Origin of the sequence: Streptomyces sp. NPDC047853 (genome assembly GCF_043204535.1) — a bacterium.
Taxonomy (GTDB): domain Bacteria; phylum Actinomycetota; class Actinomycetes; order Streptomycetales; family Streptomycetaceae; genus Streptomyces.
On record NZ_JBIDCI010000005.1, the window covers coordinates 69,074 to 90,407 of the forward strand.

General features: G+C 73.4%; 22 protein-coding genes and 1 other RNA gene. 12 read left to right on the forward strand and 11 right to left on the reverse strand.

The genetic code is table 11. From position 1 onward, the window contains the following. Positions 1–15: 15 nt before the first annotated feature. The 4 genes from ACGF5T_RS11740 to ACGF5T_RS11755 all read left to right on the forward strand — a co-directional run bounded on the left by ACGF5T_RS11740 (position 16) and on the right by ACGF5T_RS11755 (position 4,150). Positions 16–1,104: a hemin ABC transporter substrate-binding protein gene (locus ACGF5T_RS11740; protein ID WP_392887660.1), complete on the forward strand. Its 1,089-nt coding sequence runs from the start codon at positions 16–18 to the stop codon at positions 1,102–1,104. After that, entirely contained in the window at positions 1,101–2,192 is a 1,092-nt protein-coding gene (locus ACGF5T_RS11745) for an iron ABC transporter permease (protein ID WP_361011459.1), read from the forward strand. Before ACGF5T_RS11740 ends, ACGF5T_RS11745 begins: the two co-directional genes overlap by 4 nt. Continuing rightward, the gene (locus ACGF5T_RS11750) at positions 2,189–3,049 is read left to right on the forward strand and encodes a heme ABC transporter ATP-binding protein (RefSeq protein ID WP_361011456.1); all 861 of its coding nucleotides are present in this window, start codon (positions 2,189–2,191) and stop codon (positions 3,047–3,049) included. The genes ACGF5T_RS11745 and ACGF5T_RS11750 overlap by 4 nt, the downstream gene beginning before the upstream one ends. Before the next feature lie 99 nt (positions 3,050–3,148). Beyond that, on the forward strand, positions 3,149–4,150 hold the full coding sequence (locus tag ACGF5T_RS11755) for a hypothetical protein (RefSeq protein ID WP_361011453.1): 1,002 nt from the start codon (positions 3,149–3,151) through the stop codon (positions 4,148–4,150). Positions 4,151–4,163: 13 nt separating this feature from the next. On the opposite strand, the gene ACGF5T_RS11760 is transcribed toward ACGF5T_RS11755, so the two are convergent. Then, the gene (locus tag ACGF5T_RS11760; RefSeq protein ID WP_356611462.1) at positions 4,164–4,895 is read right to left on the reverse strand and encodes a bifunctional DNA primase/polymerase; all 732 of its coding nucleotides are present in this window, start codon (positions 4,893–4,895) and stop codon (positions 4,164–4,166) included. Between the two features lie 175 nt (positions 4,896–5,070). Continuing rightward, positions 5,071–5,721, reverse strand: coding sequence for a TetR/AcrR family transcriptional regulator (locus ACGF5T_RS11765; RefSeq protein ID WP_361011451.1), 651 nt, complete (start codon positions 5,719–5,721; stop codon positions 5,071–5,073). A 99-nt stretch (positions 5,722–5,820) separates the two neighbouring features. On the opposite strand from ACGF5T_RS11765, the gene ACGF5T_RS11770 reads away from it, so the two are divergent. Further along, a complete protein-coding gene (locus tag ACGF5T_RS11770; protein ID WP_174532209.1) occupies positions 5,821–6,027 on the forward strand; it encodes a DUF6243 family protein in 207 nt (68 codons plus the stop codon). 43 nt (positions 6,028–6,070) lie between these two features. Here ACGF5T_RS11770 and ACGF5T_RS11775 read toward each other — a convergent pair whose 3' ends face one another. From ACGF5T_RS11775 to ACGF5T_RS11785, 3 genes are all read right to left on the reverse strand, one after another. Then, a complete protein-coding gene (locus ACGF5T_RS11775; protein WP_366766613.1) occupies positions 6,071–7,060 on the reverse strand; it encodes a small ribosomal subunit Rsm22 family protein in 990 nt (329 codons plus the stop codon). Positions 7,061–7,520: 460 nt separating this feature from the next. After that, the gene (locus ACGF5T_RS11780) at positions 7,521–8,570 is read right to left on the reverse strand and encodes a serine hydrolase domain-containing protein (RefSeq protein WP_392887667.1); all 1,050 of its coding nucleotides are present in this window, start codon (positions 8,568–8,570) and stop codon (positions 7,521–7,523) included. Between the two features lie 77 nt (positions 8,571–8,647). After that, positions 8,648–10,039, reverse strand: a complete 1,392-nt coding sequence (locus ACGF5T_RS11785) for a multidrug effflux MFS transporter (protein WP_356611457.1) — start codon at positions 10,037–10,039, stop codon at positions 8,648–8,650. 105 nt (positions 10,040–10,144) lie between these two features. Here ACGF5T_RS11785 and ACGF5T_RS11790 point away from each other — a divergent pair, with 105 nt between their 5' ends. Continuing rightward, positions 10,145–11,203 (forward strand): Gfo/Idh/MocA family oxidoreductase, encoded by a 1,059-nt coding sequence (locus tag ACGF5T_RS11790; RefSeq protein ID WP_366766612.1) that lies wholly within the window; start codon positions 10,145–10,147, stop codon positions 11,201–11,203. Here the strand turns inward: ACGF5T_RS11790 and ACGF5T_RS11795 are convergent. Then, positions 11,190–12,854 (reverse strand): alkaline phosphatase D family protein, encoded by a 1,665-nt coding sequence (locus tag ACGF5T_RS11795; RefSeq protein ID WP_366766611.1) that lies wholly within the window; start codon positions 12,852–12,854, stop codon positions 11,190–11,192. The genes ACGF5T_RS11790 and ACGF5T_RS11795 overlap by 14 nt on opposite strands. A gap of 133 nt (positions 12,855–12,987) precedes the next feature. On the opposite strand from ACGF5T_RS11795, the gene ACGF5T_RS11800 reads away from it, so the two are divergent. Then, entirely contained in the window at positions 12,988–13,776 is a 789-nt protein-coding gene (locus tag ACGF5T_RS11800; protein ID WP_361011440.1) for an SDR family oxidoreductase, read from the forward strand. A 267-nt stretch (positions 13,777–14,043) separates the two neighbouring features. On the opposite strand, the gene ACGF5T_RS11805 is transcribed toward ACGF5T_RS11800, so the two are convergent. Beyond that, positions 14,044–14,370, reverse strand: coding sequence for a nuclear transport factor 2 family protein (locus tag ACGF5T_RS11805; protein WP_356611451.1), 327 nt, complete (start codon positions 14,368–14,370; stop codon positions 14,044–14,046). Between the two features lie 151 nt (positions 14,371–14,521). Between ACGF5T_RS11805 and ACGF5T_RS11810 the strand changes: the two genes are divergently transcribed. Both ACGF5T_RS11810 and ACGF5T_RS11815 read left to right on the forward strand, forming a co-directional pair. Next, on the forward strand, positions 14,522–15,064 hold the full coding sequence (locus ACGF5T_RS11810) for a DoxX family membrane protein (RefSeq protein WP_366766610.1): 543 nt from the start codon (positions 14,522–14,524) through the stop codon (positions 15,062–15,064). A 44-nt stretch (positions 15,065–15,108) separates the two neighbouring features. Beyond that, a complete protein-coding gene (locus ACGF5T_RS11815; protein ID WP_356611448.1) occupies positions 15,109–15,453 on the forward strand; it encodes a MazG-like family protein in 345 nt (114 codons plus the stop codon). Positions 15,454–15,504: 51 nt separating this feature from the next. Here the strand turns inward: ACGF5T_RS11815 and ACGF5T_RS11820 are convergent, their stop codons facing one another. The 4 genes from ACGF5T_RS11820 to ACGF5T_RS11835 form a co-directional block, all read right to left on the reverse strand. Beyond that, positions 15,505–16,491 carry a polysaccharide deacetylase family protein gene (locus tag ACGF5T_RS11820; protein ID WP_366766609.1) on the reverse strand — a complete coding sequence of 329 codons (987 nt, stop codon included), beginning with the start codon at positions 16,489–16,491 and terminating at the stop codon, positions 15,505–15,507. Between the two features lie 39 nt (positions 16,492–16,530). Further along, positions 16,531–17,535, reverse strand: coding sequence for a glycoside hydrolase family 11 protein (locus ACGF5T_RS11825; RefSeq protein WP_366766608.1), 1,005 nt, complete (start codon positions 17,533–17,535; stop codon positions 16,531–16,533). A gap of 322 nt (positions 17,536–17,857) precedes the next feature. After that, positions 17,858–18,260, reverse strand: an RNA gene (gene rnpB, locus ACGF5T_RS11830) — RNase P RNA component class A. Positions 18,261–18,330: 70 nt separating this feature from the next. Then, positions 18,331–18,900, reverse strand: coding sequence for a Uma2 family endonuclease (locus ACGF5T_RS11835; RefSeq protein WP_366766643.1), 570 nt, complete (start codon positions 18,898–18,900; stop codon positions 18,331–18,333). 174 nt (positions 18,901–19,074) lie between these two features. Here ACGF5T_RS11835 and ACGF5T_RS11840 point away from each other — a divergent pair, with 174 nt between their 5' ends. Genes ACGF5T_RS11840 through yaaA form a run of 3 tightly spaced genes read left to right on the forward strand, consistent with a single transcriptional unit; the run spans position 19,075 to position 21,271 of the window. Beyond that, complete coding sequence (locus tag ACGF5T_RS11840) at positions 19,075–19,842, forward strand: MerR family transcriptional regulator (protein WP_366766607.1); 768 nt, start codon at positions 19,075–19,077, stop codon at positions 19,840–19,842. 11 nt (positions 19,843–19,853) lie between these two features. Further along, the gene (locus ACGF5T_RS11845; RefSeq protein ID WP_356611511.1) at positions 19,854–20,453 is read left to right on the forward strand and encodes a hypothetical protein; all 600 of its coding nucleotides are present in this window, start codon (positions 19,854–19,856) and stop codon (positions 20,451–20,453) included. Positions 20,454–20,488: 35 nt separating this feature from the next. Beyond that, a complete protein-coding gene (gene yaaA, locus ACGF5T_RS11850) occupies positions 20,489–21,271 on the forward strand; it encodes a peroxide stress protein YaaA (RefSeq protein ID WP_366766606.1) in 783 nt (260 codons plus the stop codon). Positions 21,272–21,334 lie beyond the last annotated feature (63 nt).

The window sequence follows — 21,334 nt, forward strand, 5'->3', positions numbered from 1 at the left end:
AGCTCTAGCCGACCGATGCTGTCGGCCGACGAAAGGAACGGACACCCCGTGCGACGCTTGCGGAACCGACTGGCGGGAGCACTGCTGTCCGTGCTCGCCCTCTCCCTGGCCACGACCGGATGCGGAGGCTCCTCGGAAGCCTCGTCCGGTGCCGGTGGCGGTGCCGGTGTCGGGCAGGGGGCCGCCGCGAAGCAGGAGGCCGTCGCCGACCGGGTCGAGCCGCTCGCGACGAGACCCGAGCCGAAGCTCCCGGTGACCGTCCGCTCCGCCGACGGCGAGCGGGTGACGGTGGAGCGCGCCGAGCGCGTGGTGCCCCTGTCCGGCAGCCTCAGCGAGATCGTCTTCACCCTCGGCCTCGGCGACCGGGTCGTCGCCCGCGACGTCACCGCCACCTTCGAGCAGGCGGCGGGACTTCCCGTCGTCACCCGGGGCCACGACGTCTCCGCCGAGAGCGTGCTGTCCCTGCGGCCCGACCTGGTGATCGCCGAGACCACCACCGGCCCGGTGGAGGCCGTGGAGCAGATCCGCGCCGCCGGTGTCCCGGTGCTGTCCGTGGCGGCCGCCAAGGGCCTGGACGACGTGGGCCCGCGCATCGGCGCGGTCGCCGGCGCGCTCGGCGTACCGGCGGCCGGGAAGGAACTGGCCCTTCGCTCCGAGGAGCGGATCGCGGCCGTCCGCGAGGGCGTCCCGGACGCCTCCTCGAAGGGAGCCGCGCCCCGGGTCGCCTTCCTGTACCTGCGCGGTTCGGCCTCGGTCTACCTCATCGGCGGCGCTGACTCCGGCGCGGGCTCGCTGATCGAGGCGGCCGGCGGGGTGGACGCCGGGGCGGCCTCCGGCCTGGGCAAGGACTTCACCCCCCTCACCAGCGAGGCGCTCGTGAAGGCCGCGCCCGACGCGATCCTCGTCATGAGCAAGGGACTCGAGTCGGTCGGCGGCGTCGAGGGACTGGTCGGACTCCCCGGTGTGGCCCAGACCCCGGCCGGCCTGGACCGCCGGATCGTCTCGGTCGAGGACGGTGTGCTCCTCAACTACGGCCCGCGCACCGACCAGGTGCTGAAGTCGGTCGTGACCCAGCTGTACGGCGAGGGCGGCGAGGCCGGATGACCGTACTGGACAAGACAAACCGTCCCCCGGCTCCCGTCGCGCCGTCCGCGCCGCGCCGCCCCCGCACCACCGCCTGGCTGCTGACCGCCGCCCTGGCCGCCGGTCTCCTGGTCCTGGTGCCGGTCGCGGCCGGCACCGGCGCCTACCCGGTCCCGGTCGGCGACGTCCTCGGGTCGCTGCTGCACCGGGCCGGGCTCGGCGGTACGGAACTGGACCGGGTGGCCGAGTCGGTGCTGTGGAACGTGCGGTTCCCGCGGATCGTGCTCGCCCTGCTCGTCGGCGCCTCGCTCGGCTGCGCGGGCGCGCTGATGCAGGGCGTGTTCGGCAACCCGCTCGCCGAACCCGGCGTCATCGGCGTCTCGTCGGGCGCGGCGGTCGGCGCGGTCGGCGCCATCGCGTTCGGCCTGGACTTCCTCGGCAACTGGACGGTCTCCGTCTTCGCCTTCGCCGCCGGCCTGGTCACCGTCCTGGTGGTGTACGCCATGTCCCGCTCGGGCGGCCGCACCGAGGTCGTCACGCTGATCCTCACCGGCATCGCGGTGAACGCCTTCGCGGGGGCCCTGATCGGCCTGTTCCTGTTCTTCGCGGACACGGCGGCGGTCAACCAGATCACCTTCTGGCAGTTGGGTTCGCTGGCCCAGGCGACCTGGCCGAAGGTGCTGGCGGTCCTGCCGTGCGCGGTGCTGGGCCTCGGGCTCGCCCCGCTGTACGCCCGCCGGCTCGACCTCCTCGCGCTCGGCGAACGCCCGGCGCGCCACCTGGGCGTGGACGTGGAGCGGTTGCGGATCGTGCTGGTGCTGGTGATCGCGCTGCTGACCGCGGCGGCCGTGAGCGTGGCCGGGGTCGTCGGTTTCGTCGGGCTCGTCGTGCCGCACCTGCTGCGGATGGTGGCGGGTCCCGGACACCGGTTCCTGATCCCGGGCAGCGCGCTGCTCGGCGCGCTGGTGCTGCTCGCCGCCGACCTGGCGGCCCGCACCGTGGCGGTCCCCGCCGAACTGCCGCTCGGGGTGCTGACGGCGCTGCTGGGCAGCCCGTTCTTCTTCTGGCTGCTGCGCCGCACCCGGCGCAGGCAAGGGGGTTGGGCATGAGGGGCACGAAGTCCGCGGGCGCCGGGCGGTGGCTGCGCCTCGTACCGTCCCGTCCGGTGCCGCCGCCCGGGGCCGCGCCGGGCCAGATCCTCGCCGAGGCCGAGGGCGTACGCGTCCACCTCGGCGGGCGGCCGGTCCTGGACGGGGTGGACGTCACCGTCCGCGCGGGCGAGGTGCTGGCGCTGGCCGGGCCCAACGGGGCGGGGAAGTCGACCCTGTTGGGCGCCCTGGCGGCCGACGTGCCGGTCGCCGGAGGAGTCGTCCGCGTCCACGGCCGGGCGGTGGCCCGCTGGTCCGCCCCCGAACTGGCCCTGCGCCGGGCCGTGCTGCCCCAGTCGGCGTCGCTGTCCTTCCCGTTCCCGGTGGAGGACGTGGTCCGGATGGGCCGCGCGCCCTGGGCCGGGACGGGCCTGGCCGTCGAGGACGACGCGGCCGTGGCCGAGGCGATGGCGCGCACGGAGGTGACCGCCTTCGCCGGCCGGCCCTTCTCCGCGCTGAGCGGCGGCGAACGGGCCCGGGTCGCGCTCGCCCGGGTGCTCGCGCAACGCGCGCCGCTGCTGCTGCTCGACGAACCGACCGCGGCACTGGACCTGCGCCACCAGGAACTGGTGCTGCGGCTGTGCCGGGAACGGGCGCGGGCCGGGGACGCGGTGGTCGTCGTCCTGCACGACCTCTCCCTGGCGGCGGCGTACGCGGACCGGATCGCGCTGCTGCGCCGGGGCCGGATAGCGGCCGACGGGCCACCGGCACGGGTCCTTGCCGAAGGGCTGCTGTCCGAGGTCTACGAGCAGCCGGTGGAGGTGGTGCCGCACCCGCGCACGGAGGCCCTGCTGGTCGTCCCGCGGCGCGAGCCCTGACCCGAGGTCACGGTGTGGCCGCTGTACCCGGTCCCGCCGTTCGGGCGCCGGTCCGTCCCGGTAGGGTTCGCCTCCGGGAAGGGGAAGGTGAAGAACCTGATGAGCAGGGATCGCGGCCCTCGTAGGCCCCGCAGGCTTGACCGGAGCGCGCTGATGGCGGCCTCGGCGACCGCTTTGTCGTTGACGGCGAGCGGATGCGTGGTGGTGCACGGCGAGCGCGAGGTGCTCCCGTCGGCGACCCGGGCCGAGGCCGCGAAGGCGCTCCAGGAGTTCACCGCCGCGTACAACGCGGCCGACAAGGCGTACGACGCCTCCCTGGACGCCGACCACACCACCGGCGCCCTCGCCGCCATCGACTCGGCGCGGCTGAAGGCGGGCCGGACCAACCATCCCGACGGCAACCCCGCGCACGCCCCGCTGGAGCTGACGGACGCGAGGTTCACGATCCCGAAGAAGGCCGGCTGGCCGCGCTGGTTCGTCGCGGACACCAAGGCCAACAAGGGCTCCGACGCACGCTGGTTGCTGGTCTTCACCCGGCACGGCCTGGAGGAGACCTGGCAGGCGGCGTACCTGACGCTCGTCGCCCCCGGCAAGGTGCCGGAGTTCAAGACCGACGCGGAGGGCTGGGCCGAGGCCGTCCCCGCGAACTCCACCGACGTGACCGTCCCGCCCGCCGAGCTGAGCGAGGACTACACGGGCTATCTGAAGGACGGCGGCGACTCCTTCGCCGACGGCGTCCACACCAGCGCTTGGCGCACCCTGCGCGAGAAGCGGTCGATCCGTCCCGGCCTGGTCACCCAGTACATCGACGAGCCGCTGACGAACGGCGACTACGCGCCGCTGGCCCTGCGTACCCGGGACGGCGGGGCGCTGGCGTTCTTCAGCTCGCGGCACTTCGAGAAGCGGACCGCCGCGCAGGGCGCGTCCGTTCCGGCGCCGAACAAGGACGTGCTGGCACTGACGGACGGCGAGATCAAGCAGTCGCTGACGATGGAGTTCGTCTCCAACGAGATCGCGCTCACCCCGGCGGCGGACTCGGCCGGCGCGAAGGTGACGGTCCTGGGCCGGGTCCAGGGGCTGACGTCGGCGAAGGGCGAGTAGCGCCCGGAGGTGCTCAGCGGCGGGAGGGCCAGGCCGTGCCCGCGTGGTCGCTGACCTCGCCGGCGTGCCGGGCGCAGGCGTCGGTGAGGGTCTCCAACAGGGTCAGCGGGTCCGGCAGCGGGTGCTCGGGGCCGCGCACCCAGTGCACCGTCCGGTCCTCACCGGGCAGCCGGGCGGGCGGTACGAGGACGTAGGAACCCCGGCAGTGCCAGCGCAGGCCGGGGTGCTCGTCCATGGTCTCGGGGTGGCAGTCCAACTCGCAGGGCCACCACTCGTCCTCGTCCTCGGGGGTGCCGCGGGTGAGGGTGAACAGCAGCATGCGGCCGTCGTCGCTCTCGGCGACCGGGCCGACCTCGATGCCGGCGTCGAGCAGCCGCCCGAGCGCCTCGCGACCGGCCTGGAGGGGGACGTCGAGGACGTCGTGCACCATGCCGGTCGCGGTGATGAAGTTCGCCTCGGGCTGGTGGCGGGCCCAGCGCTCGATCTGCGCGCGGTCGGTGGTGGACTGCGTCTGCCAGGCGAAGGACACCGGGTGCCGGGCGGGCGTGGGACAGCCGACACGGTCGCAGGAGCAGCGGTAACCGGCCGGGTGCGCGGCGGGCGCCAGGGGCAGTCCCGCTCCGGCGGCGGCGAGCAGCAGGTCCTCCCGGCCACCGTCACCGGCGGCCTCCTTGGGGCGGCGTCCGCGCAGCCATTGGGAGAGTTTGTCCTGCAGACCGCTCCGACCGCCGAACTCCGCGCTCATCTATCCCCTCGCCTCGCCGTCGTGCGCACCAGCATGCCTCATGGTCGCACCATTTCGCGCTTCGGGGTCGGGAAGGGACAAACTCCCCTGGTCAGGCCCTTCGGACAGGCCTTCGGACAGGCTTCGGTCAGGCCGTGGCTCAGGTTTCCGGTCAGACCTTCGCTCAGGCTTCCGGTCAGCGCGGAGCCAGCCCGTGGAGCGCGTAGTCGACCAGCGTGTCGGTGTAGGCGTGCGAGAGGGGGCCGCTGCGCTGCAGCCAGCGCTGGGCGAGCGGGGCGACGAAGAGTTCCAGCGCGATCCGCGGGTCGACCTCCGGCCGCAGGTGGCCGGAGTCCTGGGCGGCGCGCAGCCGGTCGACGTAGAGCTGGAGCGAGGGCTCCAGGAGCTTGGTGAGGAAGTCCCTGCCGAGCTGCTCGTTGACCACGCCCTCGGCGGCCAGGGCACGGTAGGGCGCCTCGTACCTCGGGTCGTGCAGTTCGTCGACGGTGGCGCGCAGCACGGCCTTGAGGTCGGCGGCGAGGTCCCCGGTGTCCGGGATGGCGTACGTGTCCTCGCCCGCGGCGCGTGCGGCCTGCTCGCTCAGGTCCAGGAAGGCCTCCAGCAGGACGTCGGCCTTCGAGGACCACCAGCGGTAGATCGTCTGCTTGCCGACGCCGGCGCGGGCGGCGATGCCCTCGATCGTGGTCTTGGGGTAGCCGACCTCCGCGACCAGCGCGAGGGCGGCCTCGTAGATGGCCTGGCGGGACCGCTGGCTGCGACGGGTGCCGTCGGGGCGCGGCCGCTCGGGGGTGGGCTTCGGGGCGTGGGTGGACTTCTGGACATCCATGGTCCGAATTTATCAGGTTGACAAGACGTCTCGTCTCGCCGGAGAGTAATGCTTGAGGAAAACGAGACGCAACGTATCGCATCGAGAGAGGAGGGCCCCATGTCCCGAGGTGGAGCCGGAAACATGCTGGGTGTCGGTGGTACCCGCCAGAAGCTCGGCCGCAACGCCCTGCGCGGCGGCGACCGCAGCGGCCGGATCGGCGGCGGACTGGACCCGCAGGCTCAGAAGCGGGAACTGCTGCGCAAGCTCCAGGAGCGGCAGCGGGACCAGCAGCCGGAGACGGAGCGGAGCGACGAGGCGTCGTAATGCGCGGGCGCGCCCGCGGACCCTCCCCTCGGCGACCCCTGCCTCACGCCTCCGGCGGAGGCCAGGGGTCGCCCCAGTCGGTGTCGCGGGCGGCCTTGTAGAGGTCGCCGTGGCGCTTGGTGACCGTCCGGCGGCTCAGCCGCTCGTCCGCCTCGCACAGGTCGAGCAGGACCTGCCCCTTGCGGATCTGCGGACGCCGGACGACGCGGGCGGGGGCCGGCGCGGCAGGGAGCCGGGTGGCGGCCACGTAGCTGAACTTCTCGTCCTCGTAGGCGAGGGAGCCGCCCTTGACCTGGCGGTGCAGTGAGGAGCGGCTGACCCGCGCGGCGAAGTGGCACCAGTCCGTACCCGGCACGATGGGGCAGGCGGCGCTGTGCGGACAGGGGGCGGCGACCCGGAAGCCGGCGGAGATCAGCCGGTCGCGGGCCTCGATGACCCGGGCGTAGCCGTCGGGGGTGCCGGCCTCGACGATCACGACGGACTGCGCGGCACCCGCGGCGGCGTCGACGAGGGCGGCGCGGTCGGCCGCCGTCAGTTCGTTGAGGACGTAGGACACGGTGACGAGATCGGTGCTCTCCACGGTGAGCGCCGCTCCGATCCGCGAGCGCTGCCAGCGGGCCTCGCGCAGCTCCGGACGGGCGGCGGCGATCTCCCGCCCGAGGGCGAGCGCGGGTTCGGCCCAGTCCAGCACGGTCACCGGGCGCACGCCCGCCCAGGTGGAGGTGACGGCCCAGGTGGCCGCGCCGGTGCCGCCCCCCACGTCGACGTGACTGCCCGGCACCCATCCCGGCACGGCGTCCGCGAACGCCTCCAGCGCCGACCGCACCGCCGCGAAGGTCGCCGGCATCCGGTAGGCGGCGTAGGCGACGACGTCCGCACGGTCCCGCAGGATCGGGGCGTCCGTCGGGGTGTCCCCGCGGTAGTTGGCGATCAGCCGCTCCACGGCCTGCGCGGCCTGCCGGGGCGGCAGCCCGTCGACCAGACCGGCGAGGGCGGCGCGCAGGGCGTCGGAGGGGGTGGCGGGGTCGTTCACCCGGCGATTCTACGGGGCGGGCGGCGGGGCCTCGGAGGGGCGAGCGGCGGGGCGGGCGCCGGGCGGACCAGCGGGCGCGCGGCGGGTGAGCGGCGGGCGGACCAGCGGGGCGAGCACTGGGCGAGCGGCGGGGCGAGCGGCCGAGCAGGCACCGGGAAAGCGGCGGGCATGCGGCCGGCATGCGGCAGGGCAGGCACCGGGAAGCGGCAGGCAAGCGGCCGGCATGCGGCAGGGCAGGCACCGGGAAGCGGCGGGCAAGCGGCAGGGCGATCACCGAGCAACCGGCTGAACGCGCCTTGCGGGGCGGCCGACCGGCGGGGCGAACGCCGGACACCCGGCGACACGGGCGCCAGGCAACCGGCGGCGCGAACGCCGGGCCACCGACGGCGCGAACGCCGGGCCACCGGCGGCGCGGGCGCCGGTGGCCCGGTGCGTCCCGCCGGTCTTCGAGAGTGTCCGCTCAGATCTCCCGCACCGCTCGGGCCACCCGTGTCCCGAGCGCCGCCCGGGGCCCGTTGTCCGGCGGGCGGCGACGCGGGTGGACCGTGTTGGCGAGGAGCACCGCGAAGGTGTCCGTCGCCCGGTCGAGCACCAGCATCGTCCCCGTGAAGCCGGTGTGCCCGGCCGCCCCGCGCCCCGCGAGGCCCCCCATGAACCACGGCTGGTCCAGGGCGAACCCGAGTCCCGGCTCGGTCAGCAGCAGTTCCACGAAGTCCGGCCCGAGGATGCGCGCCGGCCCGTACGAGCCCCCCGCCAGCAGCGCGCGGCAGAAGACCGCGAGGTCCCGCCCCGTGGAGAAGAGGCCCGCGTGCCCGGCCACCCCGCCCAGCGCCCAGGCGTTCTCGTCGTGGACGACACCCCGCAGCATCCCCCGGTCCGCCTTGGCCCACGGCCGCCGCTGGTCCTCCGTCGCGGCCGCGCCCGGGCACGGCCCGAAGCGCGTCGCCGTCATGCCCAGCGGGCGGGTGATCCCGTCGTTGACCAGGACGTCGAGGGTGCGCCCCGTGATGCGTTCCAGGACGTGCTGGAGCAGCAGCATGTTCAGGTCCGAGTAGCAGTACGTGCCGGGTACCCCCACCGGCGGCTCCGCCCGCAGCCGCCGCAGCCGTTCCTCGTCGTCGGCGCAGTCGTACAGCGGGAGTTCGGGCCGTAGCCCGGAGGTGTGGGTGAGCAGCTGCCGGACGGTGACGCGGTGCACGGCGGCGGCCCGGAAGTCCGGCAGGTAGGCGCCGACCTCCGCGTCGATGCCGAGCGTGCCGCGTTCGATCTGCTGCACGGCGGCGACCGCCGTGAACACCTTCGTCAGGGAGGCCAGGTCGAAGGGCGTGCCGACGGTCGTCGGCACCCGGGAGCGGGCGGGCAGCTCGACGCCCGTGTCGGTGCGCGGATCGTAGGCGGCGTAGCGCACCGCCCAGCCCGCCGCCTCCTCGACGGCGAGCACGGGGCCGCGTCCGACGGCCACGACGGCGCCCGCCGCCCAGGGCCGCTCACCGGCGGTGAGGGCGTGCACGTCCTCGACGACACGGCGGAGCTGCCCGGGGTCGAGTCCGGCCCGCTCCGGGGTGCCGTGGCGCAGTCTCGGGGCGCTCAGCTCTCTCTCCCCTCATGGGACGCACCGGCCGCCCCGGCCGCGCGCCCGGCGGGCGACCCGGCGGGCCGCTCGGCCGCCGGACGGCACATCGTCACGAAGAAGGCGAGTGCCACCAGCGCCGCCACCAGCTGCACCACGGCCATCGGGAGCGCGGTGTCCTCCCCCGCCACCCCGACGAGCGGGGAGGCGACGGCGCCGATGAGGAAGGAGGACGTGCCGAGCAGCGCCGAGGCGGAACCGGCGGACGTCCTGACCCGCATCAGCGCGAGCGCCTGGGTGTTGGGCAGGCTGAGCCCCATCGCGGACATCAGCACGAACAGCGCGGCGGCGACCGGCACCAGCCCGACCTCCCCGAAGACGCCCAGGGACATCAGCAGCAGGGCGGTCGCGGCGGCGACGACGATGAGGAGCCCGAGGCCCAGCACCCGGTCCAGCCGGACCCGGCCGACCAGGATCTTGCCGTTGATCTGCCCGACGACGACCAGGCCGATCGAGTTGAGGCCGAACAGCAGGCTGAAGGTCTGGGGCGAGGCGCCGTAGATCTCCTGGATGACGAAGGGGGACGCCGCGATGTAGGCGAAGAGCGAGGCGAAGGCGAAGCCGCCCGCGAGCATGTAGCCGGTGAAGGCGCGGTCGGCGAGCAGCCCGCGCATCGCGCGCAGGGTGTCGCGGACCCCGCCCGCGTGCCGCTGCGCCTGGGGGAGCGTCTCGGGCAGCCTGGCCCACACGACGGCGCCGAGCGCCACCCCGACCACGGTGAGCACCACGAACACGCCCCGCCAGTCCGTCACCCGCAGGATCTGCCCGCCGATGAGCGGCGCTACGACGGGGGCGACGCCGGAGATCAGCATGAGGGTGGAGAAGAAGCGGGCCATCGCCACACCGTCGTACAGGTCGCGGACGACGGCGCGGGCGATGACGATCGCGGCGGCGCCCGCGAGTCCCTGCGCCAGCCGGAAGGCGACGAGGAGTTCGACGGTGGGCGCGACGGCGCACAGGGCGGTGGCGACGACGTAGACGGCGAGTCCGGACAGCAGCGGCCGCCGGCGGCCCCACCGGTCGCTCATCGGTCCGACCACGAGCTGGCCGAGGGCCATGCCGGCCAGGCAGGCGGTGAGCGTGAGCTGGACGGTCGCGGCGGGCGCGGACAGCGCCCGGGTGACCTCGGGGAGCGCGGGGAGGTACATGTCCATCGCCAGTGGCGGCGTGGCGGTCAGTCCGCCGAGGACGAGCGTGACGAGCCAGCCCGTGCGGCGGGTGGCGCTCAGCGCGCGGACGGCCGGCCCCGTTTCCGGTCCGGCCGCCCGCGCGGGCTTCGAGGTCTTCGGTGCGGTGTCCGGTGTGGTGTCCGGGGTCGTGTGCGGTATGGACGGCCCGCGCTCGGGCATGTGCCCCTCCCTCTTCTGCAGATCCGGCACCTATGCTCTCAGCTCGTACGGACTTGAACGAACAGACTCGAACAACCTGAGCGAGGGTGGGGCAGGGTGTCAGCGGTGACCGGGCAGAAGGTGCGCTGGGGGATTCTGGCGACCGGCGGGATGGCGGCGACGTTCACGGCGGATCTGGTCGATCTGCCGGACGCGGAGGTCGTGGCGGTGGCCTCGCGGACCGAGGCGTCGGCGAAGGCGTTCGCGGAGCGCTTCGGGATACCGCGGGCCTACGGCGGGTGGGAGGCGCTGGCGCGGGACGAGGAGGTCGACGTCGTGTACGTCGCCACCCCGCACTCCTCGCACCGGGCCGCCGCCGGCCTGTGCCTGGAGGCGGGGCGGAACGTGCTGTGCGAGAAGCCGTTCACGCTGAACGCGCGCGAGGCGGGGGAACTGGTCGCGCTCGCCCGCCGGAACGGCAGCTTCCTGATGGAGGCGATGTGGATGTACTGCAATCCGCTGGTGCGGCGGCTGAAGGCGCTCGTGGAGGACGGCGCGATCGGCGAGGTCCGCAGCGTCCAGGCGGACTTCGGCCTGGCGGGCCCCTTCCCTCCCGCGCACCGGCTGCGGGACCCCGCGCAGGGCGGCGGCGCGCTGCTCGACCTGGGGGTGTACCCGGTGTCGTTCACGCAGCTGCTGCTCGGTGAGCCCTCGGACATCACGGCGCGAGCGGTGCTCTCGGACGAGGGCGTCGATCTCCAGACGGGTGCGCTGCTCACCTACGAGAGCGGCGCTCTCGCCTCGGTGCACTGCTCCATCACCGGCGGTACGCCCAACTCCGCCTCGGTCACCGGGTCCCAGGGCCGCATCGACGTCCCGTACGGCTTCTTCTTCCCGGACCACTTCGTGCTGCACCGCGACGGCCGGGACCCGGAGGAGTTCCGGGCCGATCCGGCCGACGGGCCCCGGGCCAGCCTCAAGCACGAGGCCCAGGAGGTGATGCGGTCCCTGCGCGCCGGGGAGACCGAGTCCCCGCTGGTTCCGCTCGACAGCACGCTGGCCGTGATGCGGACGCTCGACGCGATCCGGGACCGCGTCGGCGTCCGCTACCCCGGCGAGCTGCCGGGCGAGCACGCGGGCGACTCCGCCGAGGTGTCCGCCGGCCGCGAGGTCACGCCGGCTTGAGCCCCTGCTCCCCCACCTCCGTCACGAAGGACGCGGCGGTGGTGAGCGGCGCGCCCTCGGTGGTCACGTGGGAGACCGTCTTGAAGTCGGCGCGCGCCAGCTCCCGGCCGAGGGAGACCGTCGCGTAGCCGCGTCGCCCGTTGAAGAACTTCAGGTGCGGGTTGGCGGTCATGAGCGTGTCCCAGTTGGACGGCTTCTCCGAGCCGTCGCGCCCGCTGGTGACGGAGGTCGTCACGATCTCCGTGCCCAGGGTCCGGGAGCCCGGGTCGGAGAAGTCGCGCTTGATGTCGAAGGCGTAGGAGACGTGCACGTCGCCGGTGAGGACCATGAGGTTCTCGATGCCGGCGGCCTGCGCGCCGGCCAGTACGCGCTCGCGGGAGGCCGGGTAGCCGTCCCAGGAGTCCATGGAGACCTTGGACGGCGTGGTGGTCATGTTGTACCGCTGCGAGAAGGTGACCTGCTGGGGCACCACGTTCCACAGGGCGTCCGACCGGTGCCAGCCGTTGATCAGCCAGCGCTCCTGGGCGTCGCCGGTCAGCGTGCGGCCCGGGTCCTCGGACTCGGGGCCGGGGAACTGCCAGCCGTCGCCGTAGGCCTGGTCGGAGCGGTACTGGCGGGTGTCCAGCACGTCGAACTGGGCGAGCCGGCCCCAGTGCAGACGGCGGTACAGCTGGAGGTCCGCGCCGTCGGGCAGCTGCGGGCGGCGCAGCGGCATGTTCTCCCAGTAGGCCCGGTAGGCCGCGGCGCGGCGGATGAGGAACTCCTCCGGCGGGACGCTGTTCTCCGGCGTCCCGTCGGCGTAGTTGTTCTCGGTCTCGTGGTCGTCCCAGGTGACGATGAACGGGTGCGCGGCGTGCGCGGCCCGCAGGTCGGGGTCCGACTTGTAGAGGGCGTACCGCAGGCGGTAGTCCTCCAGCGTCACCGTCTCGCGGTTGAAGAGGCCGGGGAGGGTGCCCGCGGGGTAGGCGCGGGAGCCGCCGGTGGCGTTGACGGCGTACTCGTAGAGGTAGTCGCCGAGGTGGAAGACGACGTCCACGTCGTCCTGGGCCAGGTGCTTGTAGGCGGTGTAGTAGCCCTCGTCGTACTTCTGGCAGGAGACCACGCCGAAGGTGAGGTCGGAGGCCCGGCTGTGGCGGGCGGGCGCGGTGCGGGTGCGGCCGGCCGGGCTGACCCAGCGGCCGGCGCGGAAGCGGTAGTAGTAGACGTGGCCCGGCGCGAGGTGGTCGACCTCGACGTGGACGGTGTGGTGGAACTCGGGGTGGGCGGTGGCCCGGCCCCTTCTGACGACGCGTCGGAACCGTTCGTCCAGGGCCAGTTCCCAGCTCACGTCGACGCGTTTCGCGGGCAGTCCGCTGTCGGCCTGGTACGGAACGGGAGCCAGGCGCGTCCACAGCAGGACGGAGTCGGACTGCGGGTCGCCGGAGGCGACGCCGAGCGTGAAGGGGTCGGCGGTGAGCTGGGCCGCGTCGAGTTCGGCGGCGCTCGCGGTGCCCGCGGTCGGCAGGTTGACGGAGAACGCGAGCGCCGCGGCGGCGCCGGTGACGGTCAGGAAGCGGCGGCGGCCCAGGTTCCGGGCGGCGGCGCGGAGTTCGGGGGCGTACGAGGGCTGGGACTGGGCCTGGGCCTGGGCCTGGTGGTTCGCGGGTGACATCCGTTCCTCCCCATGCAGGTGGTTGCATGGGGCATTCGAAGGGCCGGGGACGTCCCTGGCTTGGCGCGGACATGGCGATCCCATGTCGGACGGATGAGTTCCGGATGTTCCGCCACGCGTACGCTGCCGAGTCATGAACACCGTGAGAACCGCCGACGAGGAAACCGTCGGAGCGCAGAAGGTGGCCGTCGTCACGGGTGCCGGATCGGGCATCGGCCGGGCGGTCGCCCTCGAACTGCTGGCGGCCGGCTGGTCCGTGGCCCTCTCCGGCCGGCGCCCCGAGACCCTGGAGGAGACGGCCGCTCTCGCGCCGGCGGACTCCTCGGCGCTCCCCGTCCGCGCCGACGTGTCCCGCCCCCAGGACGTGGCGGCCCTGTTCACCGCAGTACGCGAGCGCTTCGGACGGCTGGACCTGCTGTTCAACAACGCCGGGACGTTCGGTCCGGGCGGGGTGCCGGTCGAGGAACTGCCCTACGAGGCGTGGCGGCACGTGGTGGACACCAACCTGAACGGCGCGTTCCTGTGCGCGCAGGCGGCGTACCGGCAGATGAAGGAGCAGAGCCCGCAGGGCGGCCGGATCATCAACAACGGCTCGATCTCGGCCCACACCCCGCGCCCGCACTCGGTGGCGTACACCGCGACCAAGCACGCCCTGACCGGCCTGACCAAGTCGCTGTCCCTGGACGGCAGGCCCTACGGCATCGCGGTCGGCCAGATCGACATCGGCAACGCGGCGACCGACATGACGGCCGGCATGCAGACCGGCGCGCTCCAGGCCAACGGGGAGACCTCACCCGAGCCGGTGATGGACGTCGCCGACGTGGCGCGCACGGTGCGGCACATGGCGGAGCTGCCGCTGGAGGCGAACGTGCAGTTCGCGACGGTCATGGCGACGGCGATGCCGTACGTGGGGCGCGGCTGAGGGCGCCCGCCGCGCGGCCCGCCCGGTTCCACACAAGCGGAATTGTGCACTCCGCGGTATTGCGGCCGGTGGCGGACGTATGCTCAACTCTCCTTCACCGGAGCTTCACACTTGGGGGGTTGGCCTTCCGTACCGCTCCACAGGCCACACCGAGGGGGGGGAGGCGGCAGTCGTTCCGCCGCACCGGCCGGGGGTGGATCCCGCGGGGGACCGCGGGATGCACGCCGGTGGGCGGAACGGCTGCCGCGTGGATCACCCGGCCGAGGCTCAGGCCTGCCCGGTCTCGAACCGCGCGATCCGGCCGTCCTCGTCCACGGTGAAGCTCCACCGCGTACGCATCTCGCCCCAGGTGTCGTTGCGGTAGCGGGCGATGAGGGCGCGGCCGCCGTTCGACTCGTTGTCGACCTCCAGGTGGCCGTTGGAGGAGAAGATCTCCTGGTCGATCCACTGGGCGAGGTCCCGGTCGTTCCCGTCGTCGGACATGGTGGCGTCCGGCGCGAGCAGCGCGAGGAAGCCCTCGCGGTCGTGGGCGTTGACGGCGGCGACGAAGGCGCGGACGGCCGGGTCGCTGAGTCGCGTGGTCTGAATCGTCATGGCGGCAGCGTCACACCGCCCCCTCACCCCCGCCACCCGGCCCGTCGGTCGGCCCAGCCCCTTCCCACCACCCGAACGGCGTCCGCGGCGGGCCCCCGCGGCACGGGCGGGTCACGGTGGGGAGGTGAGCCGCCGTCTGCGAGGAGTCGACGTGAACTGTTGTGACCGGCGTGACCTGGGGCTGCTGCTGCTCCGCCTGGGCACCGGCGGTGTCCTGGCCGCGCACGGCGCGCAGAAGCTGCTCGGCTGGTTCGGTGGCGGCGGCATCGCGGGCACCGGCCAGGCCATGGAGGCCATGGGCTACGCACCGGGCCGGGCCAGTGCCACCGCGGCGGGGCTGGCCGAGGCCGGGGGCGGGTCGCTGCTGGCGCTGGGTCTGGCCACACCGGCCGCGGGCGCGGCGGCGGCCGGGGCGATGGCGGGCGCGGCGGCGGTGCACGCCCCCAACGGCTTCTTCGCCCAGTCCGGCGGGTACGAGTACGCGGCCTCCCTCGGTCTGACGGCCGCCGGGCTCGCGGTCGCCGGCCCGGGCCGCCTCTCCCTGGACCACGCGCTCGGCCACGCGGTCAACCGGAACTGGATGGTCCCGGCCGCGTTCGCGGCGACGGCGGCGGCCACGGCGGTGATCGTGGGGGCCCGGAACAAGCGGGTCCGCAGGGCCGCCGAGGGGCAGCAGGAACCCTTGTTCGACTGACGTATCGCCGAGGAGGCCGCGGCGTACGTGGCAGGCTGCCCCGCATGAGTGACGACCGCGGCGGCCTCCCCGCCGATCTCTGGGACACCGTCGACGCCCTGTGGCAGTGGCTGGAGGCGGATCAGCCCGTCGCCGGCCGGGAGGGCCTGCTGCTGCGCATGCTGAAGCTGTCCGAGGAGGTGGGCGAGGTGTCCGAGGCGGTGATCGGCGCCACCGGCCAGAACCCGCGCAAGGGCGTCACCCACACCTGGGACGACGTCGAGGCGGAGCTGTGCGACGTCGTGATCACGGCCCTGGTGGCGCTGCGGACCCTGACGCCCCGGGCGCGGGAGGTGTTCGGGCACCACCTGGAGCGGGTGGCGGGGCGGTCGCTGCCGTCGGACGGATGAAGTGCCGGGCCCGGGAGCGCCCCGGGCCCGGACACCGGACGGTGGTGCCGGTCAGCCCGCGGCGCAGGAGACCGTCGGCCAGGTCCAGTTGCCGTTGGCCTGGATGGTGGCACCCCAGGTGCCCCCGCTGCCGTTGGACTTGGCGGTCAGCACCTGGGCGCTCGGGTAACTGGCGTTGACGTTCCAGGTGGACAGGACCTTGGCCGGGGACGGCACGTTCATCGTCACCGTCCAGGCACTGCTCCCGCTGACGGACACGTTGAGGTTGTACCGGTCCCCCCACCGCTGCCCGGCGGACAGGGTGGCGGTACATGTACCGCCACCCCCGCCACCACCGCCGTCCCCGCCGCCGTCGGGGGCGACCGCCCGTCCGGTCTGCGGCGAGATCATGCCGGCGCACAGGCCCTTGGCGGCCAGGGTCTGCGCGATGCGCGGGATCGCCGCGAGCGTGTTGGCGGGCCAGTCGTGCATGAGGACGACCTGGCCGTTGCCCAGCCGTGAGACGGCCTGCACGATCGCGTCGGTGCTCGCGTTGTTCCAGTCCTGGGTGTCGACGTCCCAGATCACCTCGGTCAGCCCGTACTTGGCCTCGACCGCCCGCAGCGTGGCGTTGGTCTCGCCGTACGGCGGGCGGAACAGCTTCGGCGTGCCGCCGCCCGCGTCGGCGATGGCCGCTTGCGTCCGGGAGATCTCGGAGTCCATCTGGGCCTGACTCAGCTGGGTCATGTGCGGATGGGTGTAGCTGTGGTTGGCGACCCACATGCCGGCGTCGACCTGGGCCCGGACCAAGGCCGGGTTCTGGGCCGCGTACTGGCCCTGGTTGAACATGGTGGCCCGCAGGCCGTTCTGCCTGAGCGCGTTGAGCAGGGCCTGGGTGGTGCCGGAGGGGCCGTCGTCGAAGGTGAGCCCGACGTAGCCGTTGCAGGCGGCGGCCCGCTCCGGGGCCGCGTCGGCGGCGGCGGTGCCCGCGACGGCCAGGGCGGTGACGGACACCGCGGTGACCAGGGAGCGCCATGAGGGGCGAGGTCTGCTGCGCATGGGAAGGGGGTCCTCCTCTCTTCTCTCCTCGTCCCCGGGTCAGCCCGCGGCGCAGGAGACGGACGGCCAGGTCCAGTTGCCGTTGGCCTGGATGGTGGCGCCCCAGTTGTTGCCGCTGCCGTTGGACTTGGCGGTCAGGGTCTGGGCGCTCGGGTAACTGGCGCTGGTGTTCCAGGTGGACAGGACCTTCGCCGGTGAGGGCACGTTCATCGTCACGGTCCAGTTGCTGGCCCCGCTGACGGAGACGTTGAGGTTGTACCGGTCGTCCCACTTCTGCCCGGCGGACAGGGTCGCGGTGCAGCCACCGCCACCGCCGCCACCACCGCCGCCACCGCCGCCACCGGTGCCCCCGACCGTGATGTTGGAGCTGCCGCTGCTCTGGTAGCCCTCGGTGGCCATGATCATGTAGTAGTTGAAGCTGCCCAGCGGCATCCCGGCCCGCGACCACGCGTCGAAGTGGTTGCCGGTGGTGATGGTGCCGCCGGTCCGCTTGGACTGCCGCACGCTCCAGTACTGGTCGAAGGTGCGGGTGCCCTCGACGGAGGGCGCGTTGTAGCGGGTGGTCTTGTAGATGTCGTAGGTGCCCCCGTCGGTGGTCACGGTGCCCTTGAACTCGCCCGTGGGCCGGTAGGTGCCCCAGTTGTCGACGATGTAGTACTCGACGAGCGGGTTCGCCGTCCACCCGTAGAGGGTCAGGTACGCGTTGCCGGACGGGTTGAAGGTGCCCGAGTACTGCACGGTCCGGCGTCCGCCGTTGCTCCAGCCCTTCCCGGCGACGAAGTTGCCGGTGTTGCGCCAGGAGGTGCTGTACTGACCGCCCGACCCCATGTCCATGGAGACGGTGCCCTGGCTGTCGGTCCAGAACGAGTAGTAGTAGCCGTTGTTGGTGCCCTCCTGGTTGGTCGTGACGACCGTGCCGGCGTGGGCGGTGCCCGGCAGCATCATCGCGGCGAGGGCGGCCAGGGCGACGGCCCAGGCACTTCTGACGAGGAGCGTCACGAAGGCGCCTCTGCGGCGGCGCCTCGGTGGGACGAGCACGTTCATGACGGTGCTTCCTCTCCTGTGGGGTTCGACATCGGCGCCAGTGTTGGCCTGTACACGTCGACCGTCAACAGTTTCGGTAGATGTTTCGAAACCTTCGCCCGCGATCTCGGTACGACTCTAAGGATCGAACCCCAGCTCATACACGCTGAATCACCGCCACAGGGACCCTCATGAGCAGCGGCCGGATCAGCTGATCGGAAAGCTCGACCACACGCACCGAAAGTTTCGAACAGCAGCGAAGCGCACTCATGGATGCGACGGAACGGGGAAGCGCGGCCGCGGCGGCCGGGACGGGGCCTTCCAGGCACCCGGGAGGTGGCGGCAGACGAGTCGGGCTGTACGCCGGGTTCTGTTCCGGCGGGTCCTCGCGGGCCCGTCGGCGACGGCCATCCATCTAGGACCGGCGTTGCCACCGGCCTCCAGCGGTCTACCCGCGGACTCGGGCGGGCAGCCCTCGAACGTCCGCGCAGAAGCACCGGGGTGCTTCCTTCTTGACCTTGCTCCGGGTGGGGTTTACCTAGCTGCCCAGGTCGCCCTGGGCACTGGTGGTCTCTTACACCACCGTTTCACCCTTACCCGGGACCGGAGTCCCGGGCGGTCTGCTTTCTGTGGCACTGTCCCGCGGGTCACCCCGGGTGGCCGTTAGCCATCACCCTGCCCTGTGGAGCCCGGACGTTCCTCGGGAAGTCCCGTGAGGGTCTTCACGCGGCCGTCCGCCCGGCTCGTCTGCCGTGTCGACCATGGTACCGGGCGTGCGCCGCGCACCCGTCCGCCGGGCGCCGTGACCCGACGGGATCAGAGGAAGTCCGCGGTGTCCAGGTCGAGGTCGAAGGGGGCGGGGAGGGCGAGCGGCTTGCCGAGGGGGCGGGTGCGGTGCTCGCGGTAGTCGTCCCTCTCCGGGTCGCTGAACAGCGTGATCGAGGTGGCTTCGCGGTCGACGAGGAGGTAGAGGGGGATGCCTCCTCGGGCGTAGCAGCGGCGCTTGGCCTCGCGGTCGGCCTGCGGCCTGGTCGAGGTCACCTCCAGGACCAGGGCGACGCCTTCGCACGGCATCCAGGGGTCGGCGCCGCGGTAGAGCCGCAGGTCGGTCGGGGCGAAGGTGCCGTCCGGGATCGCGTGGTCCTTCGGGCAGGCGCCTCCGCTCCTCAGCTTCAGGCCCTTGTTGCCGGAGAAATCCATGTCGGTCCGGGACCGCCTGATCACTTGCTTCACGATCAGATTGATGTAGTCCTCGTGATCCCCGTCCGGCGGCGGTGTCACCACGATCTCCCCCTCGATCAGCTCGGCCCGGAAGCCTTCCGGCGTGTCCAGGGCGAGGAACCCCTCCAGCAGGACCTCCGCCTGGGTCAGCGGCTCGTGGGCCATGGCCGTCATGTCACGCCCCTCCTTCGGTCGCTCGCCCGAGTGGGACATCGGCTGATCACCTGTCCGAGAGATCGGGAACCGTTCCCTCGATCGTGGCACACGATCACGGCCTCCGTCCGGAGCCGGAGCCACGCCGCTTGACCCTGTCGCAGCGTCAACGTTTCTACTGGGGCCATGCGGATCGGAGAACTCGCCGACGCCGTCGGCGTCACCACGCGGACCGTGCGGCACTACCACCATCAGGGCCTGCTGCCCGAGCCGGAACGGCTGGCCAACGGATACCGGACGTACACCCTGCGGCACGTCGTCGTGCTGGCCCGGATCAGGCGGCTGACCGAGCTGGGGCTCGGGCTGGCGGAGGTGCGGGACGTGCTCGCGGACGAGGCCGGGAAGGACCTGGCCGAGGTGCTGGCGGAGCTGGACGCCGACCTGGCGCGGCAGGAGGCGGCGATCGGGGAGCGCCGGGCGCGGCTCCGGGCGTTGCTGGAGGCGGAGGGCGGGATGCCGCCCGAGGGTCCGGTCTCGCCGGAGCTGGCCGGGTTGTTCGCGGGCATGGGGGACGTCTCCGGCTCCCCCATGGCCGTACGGGACCGGGAGATGCTGGCGCTGCTGGAGAGCACGATGGCGCCGGAGGACCGGGAGGGGTTGCTGGCCACTCTGCGGGGCGCCCTGGGCTCGCCGGAGGCGGTGGCGCGCGCCCACCACGCGTACGCGCTGCTCGACGAGCTGGCGGACGCGGAAGCCGACGACCCGCGCGTCGCGGAGGCGGCCGAGACGCTCGCCGGCTGCCTGCCCGCGGAGCTGCTGCCCGAGGAGGGCGTCGACCTGGACTCCGGGCACAGCATGCTGCGCGCGCTGTACGCCGACTTCGCGCCGGGGCAGGCCGAGGCGATCCGGCAGGCCCTGGCCGCCGTCGCGCGCGGACGGGGGCGGCAGCCGTGAGGGGGCGGTCCCTGGCGACGGTGCCGTGGCTCCTCCTTCGGCACGAGCTGCGCCTGCTGGCGAGTCTGTGGCTGTGGGCGGCCCGGCGGACGCACGGGGCGGCGGAGGGCCTGCCGGTCTTCGGGCACACGCGGGGGCAGGGCCCGATGATGTGGGGCATCGCGTTCGTGTGCGTGGTCGAGTCCGTGATGATGTCCTTGCTGCTGCGCGACTGGCCCGCCGTGCACCACGTGGTGCTGGTCCTGGACGTGTACACCGTCGTGTTCGTGGTCGGGCTGCACGCCGCGTCCGTGGTCCGGCCGCACGTCCTGGATCCCGTCGGCGGCACACTGCGGGTCCGCCGGGCCGTCCACGTCGACGTGCGGATACCACTGGAGCGGATCGCGTCCGTGCGACGGGAGCTGCGGGCCGCGCACGAGCCGGCGGACGGGGAGCTGAACCTCGCCGTGGGCCTCCAGACCTCCGTCACCGTCGAGCTGACCGAGCCCGTCGTGCACGTCGGCTTCTTCGGGCGGCGGCGCGAGGTGCGGGTCGTGCGCTGTCACGCCGACGACCCCGCGGCGCTCGTCCGGGCCGTCGACCAGGCACGCGAGGGGTACGCCGTACCCTGAGCGGGGGCCCGACAGCTCGATCCGAAGGAGTACGCGTGCTTGTCCTGCTGCCGCCGTCCGAGGGGAAGGCCGCTTCCGGCCGCGGTGCGCCGTTGAAGCCGGAGTCGCTGTCCCTGCCGGGGCTGGCCCCCGCCCGGGAGACCGTCCTCGGCGAGCTGGTCGAGCTGTGCGCCGGTGACGAGGAGAAGGCGCGCGAGGTGCTCGGACTGAGCGAGGGCCTGCGCGGCGAGGTCGCCAAGAACGCGGAGCTGCGGACGGCCGGCGCGCGTCCGGCCGGGGAGATCTACACCGGGGTGCTGTACGACGCCCTGGACCTGGCCTCGCTCGACGCGGCCGCCAAGCGGCGCGCGGCACGGTCGCTGCTGGTCTTCTCGGGGCTGTGGGGCGCGGTGCGGGTGACCGACCGGATTCCCTCCTACCGTTGCTCGATGGGTGTGAAGCTGCCCGCGCTCGGGGCCCTGGGTGCCTTCTGGCGGGCGCCGATGGCCGAGGTGCTGCCCGAGGCCGCGGGGGGCGGGCTGGTGCTGGACCTGCGTTCGTCGGCGTACGCGGCGGCCTGGAGGCCGACGGGCGAGGTCGCGGGGCGGACGGCGACCGTGCGGGTGCTGCACGCGCCGACGCGGAAGGTGGTCAGCCACTTCAACAAGGCGACCAAGGGGCGGATCGTCCGGAGTCTGCTGGCGGCCGGGATCGCGCCCGAGGGGCCCGCCGAGCTGGTCGAGGCGCTGCGGGACCTCGGGTACGAGGTGGAGGCCGAGGCACCCGCGAAGACGGGGAAGCCGTGGTCGCTGGACGTGCTGGTGGCGGAGATCCACTGAACCGGATCAGGGCTTCGTTGCGCATGTCGCAACGCTCGTTGCACAGACTGCTCCCCGACGGCA

What these genes read in the sequence shown, in the direction of transcription:
- ACGF5T_RS11750 (WP_361011456.1), top strand. Translation starts at nt 2,189, where the DNA reads ATGAGGGGCACGAAGTCCGCGGGCGCCGGGCGGTGGCTGCGCCTCGTA.
- ACGF5T_RS11805 (WP_356611451.1), bottom strand. Translation starts at nt 14,370, where the DNA reads ATGACGATTCAGACCACGCGACTCAGCGACCCGGCCGTCCGCGCCTTC.
- ACGF5T_RS11815 (WP_356611448.1), top strand. Translation starts at nt 15,109, where the DNA reads ATGAGTGACGACCGCGGCGGCCTCCCCGCCGATCTCTGGGACACCGTC.
- ACGF5T_RS11800 (WP_361011440.1), top strand. Translation starts at nt 12,988, where the DNA reads ATGAACACCGTGAGAACCGCCGACGAGGAAACCGTCGGAGCGCAGAAG.
- ACGF5T_RS11825 (WP_366766608.1), bottom strand. Translation starts at nt 17,535, where the DNA reads ATGAACGTGCTCGTCCCACCGAGGCGCCGCCGCAGAGGCGCCTTCGTG.
- ACGF5T_RS11755 (WP_361011453.1), top strand. Translation starts at nt 3,149, where the DNA reads ATGAGCAGGGATCGCGGCCCTCGTAGGCCCCGCAGGCTTGACCGGAGC.
- ACGF5T_RS11835 (WP_366766643.1), bottom strand. Translation starts at nt 18,900, where the DNA reads ATGGCCCACGAGCCGCTGACCCAGGCGGAGGTCCTGCTGGAGGGGTTC.
- ACGF5T_RS11765 (WP_361011451.1), bottom strand. Translation starts at nt 5,721, where the DNA reads ATGGATGTCCAGAAGTCCACCCACGCCCCGAAGCCCACCCCCGAGCGG.
- ACGF5T_RS11745 (WP_361011459.1), top strand. Translation starts at nt 1,101, where the DNA reads ATGACCGTACTGGACAAGACAAACCGTCCCCCGGCTCCCGTCGCGCCG.
- ACGF5T_RS11760 (WP_356611462.1), bottom strand. Translation starts at nt 4,895, where the DNA reads ATGAGCGCGGAGTTCGGCGGTCGGAGCGGTCTGCAGGACAAACTCTCC.
- ACGF5T_RS11740 (WP_392887660.1), top strand. Translation starts at nt 16, where the DNA reads ATGCTGTCGGCCGACGAAAGGAACGGACACCCCGTGCGACGCTTGCGG.
- ACGF5T_RS11770 (WP_174532209.1), top strand. Translation starts at nt 5,821, where the DNA reads ATGTCCCGAGGTGGAGCCGGAAACATGCTGGGTGTCGGTGGTACCCGC.
- ACGF5T_RS11820 (WP_366766609.1), bottom strand. Translation starts at nt 16,491, where the DNA reads ATGCGCAGCAGACCTCGCCCCTCATGGCGCTCCCTGGTCACCGCGGTG.
- ACGF5T_RS11795 (WP_366766611.1), bottom strand. Translation starts at nt 12,854, where the DNA reads ATGTCACCCGCGAACCACCAGGCCCAGGCCCAGGCCCAGTCCCAGCCC.
- ACGF5T_RS11785 (WP_356611457.1), bottom strand. Translation starts at nt 10,039, where the DNA reads ATGCCCGAGCGCGGGCCGTCCATACCGCACACGACCCCGGACACCACA.
- ACGF5T_RS11840 (WP_366766607.1), top strand. Translation starts at nt 19,075, where the DNA reads ATGCGGATCGGAGAACTCGCCGACGCCGTCGGCGTCACCACGCGGACC.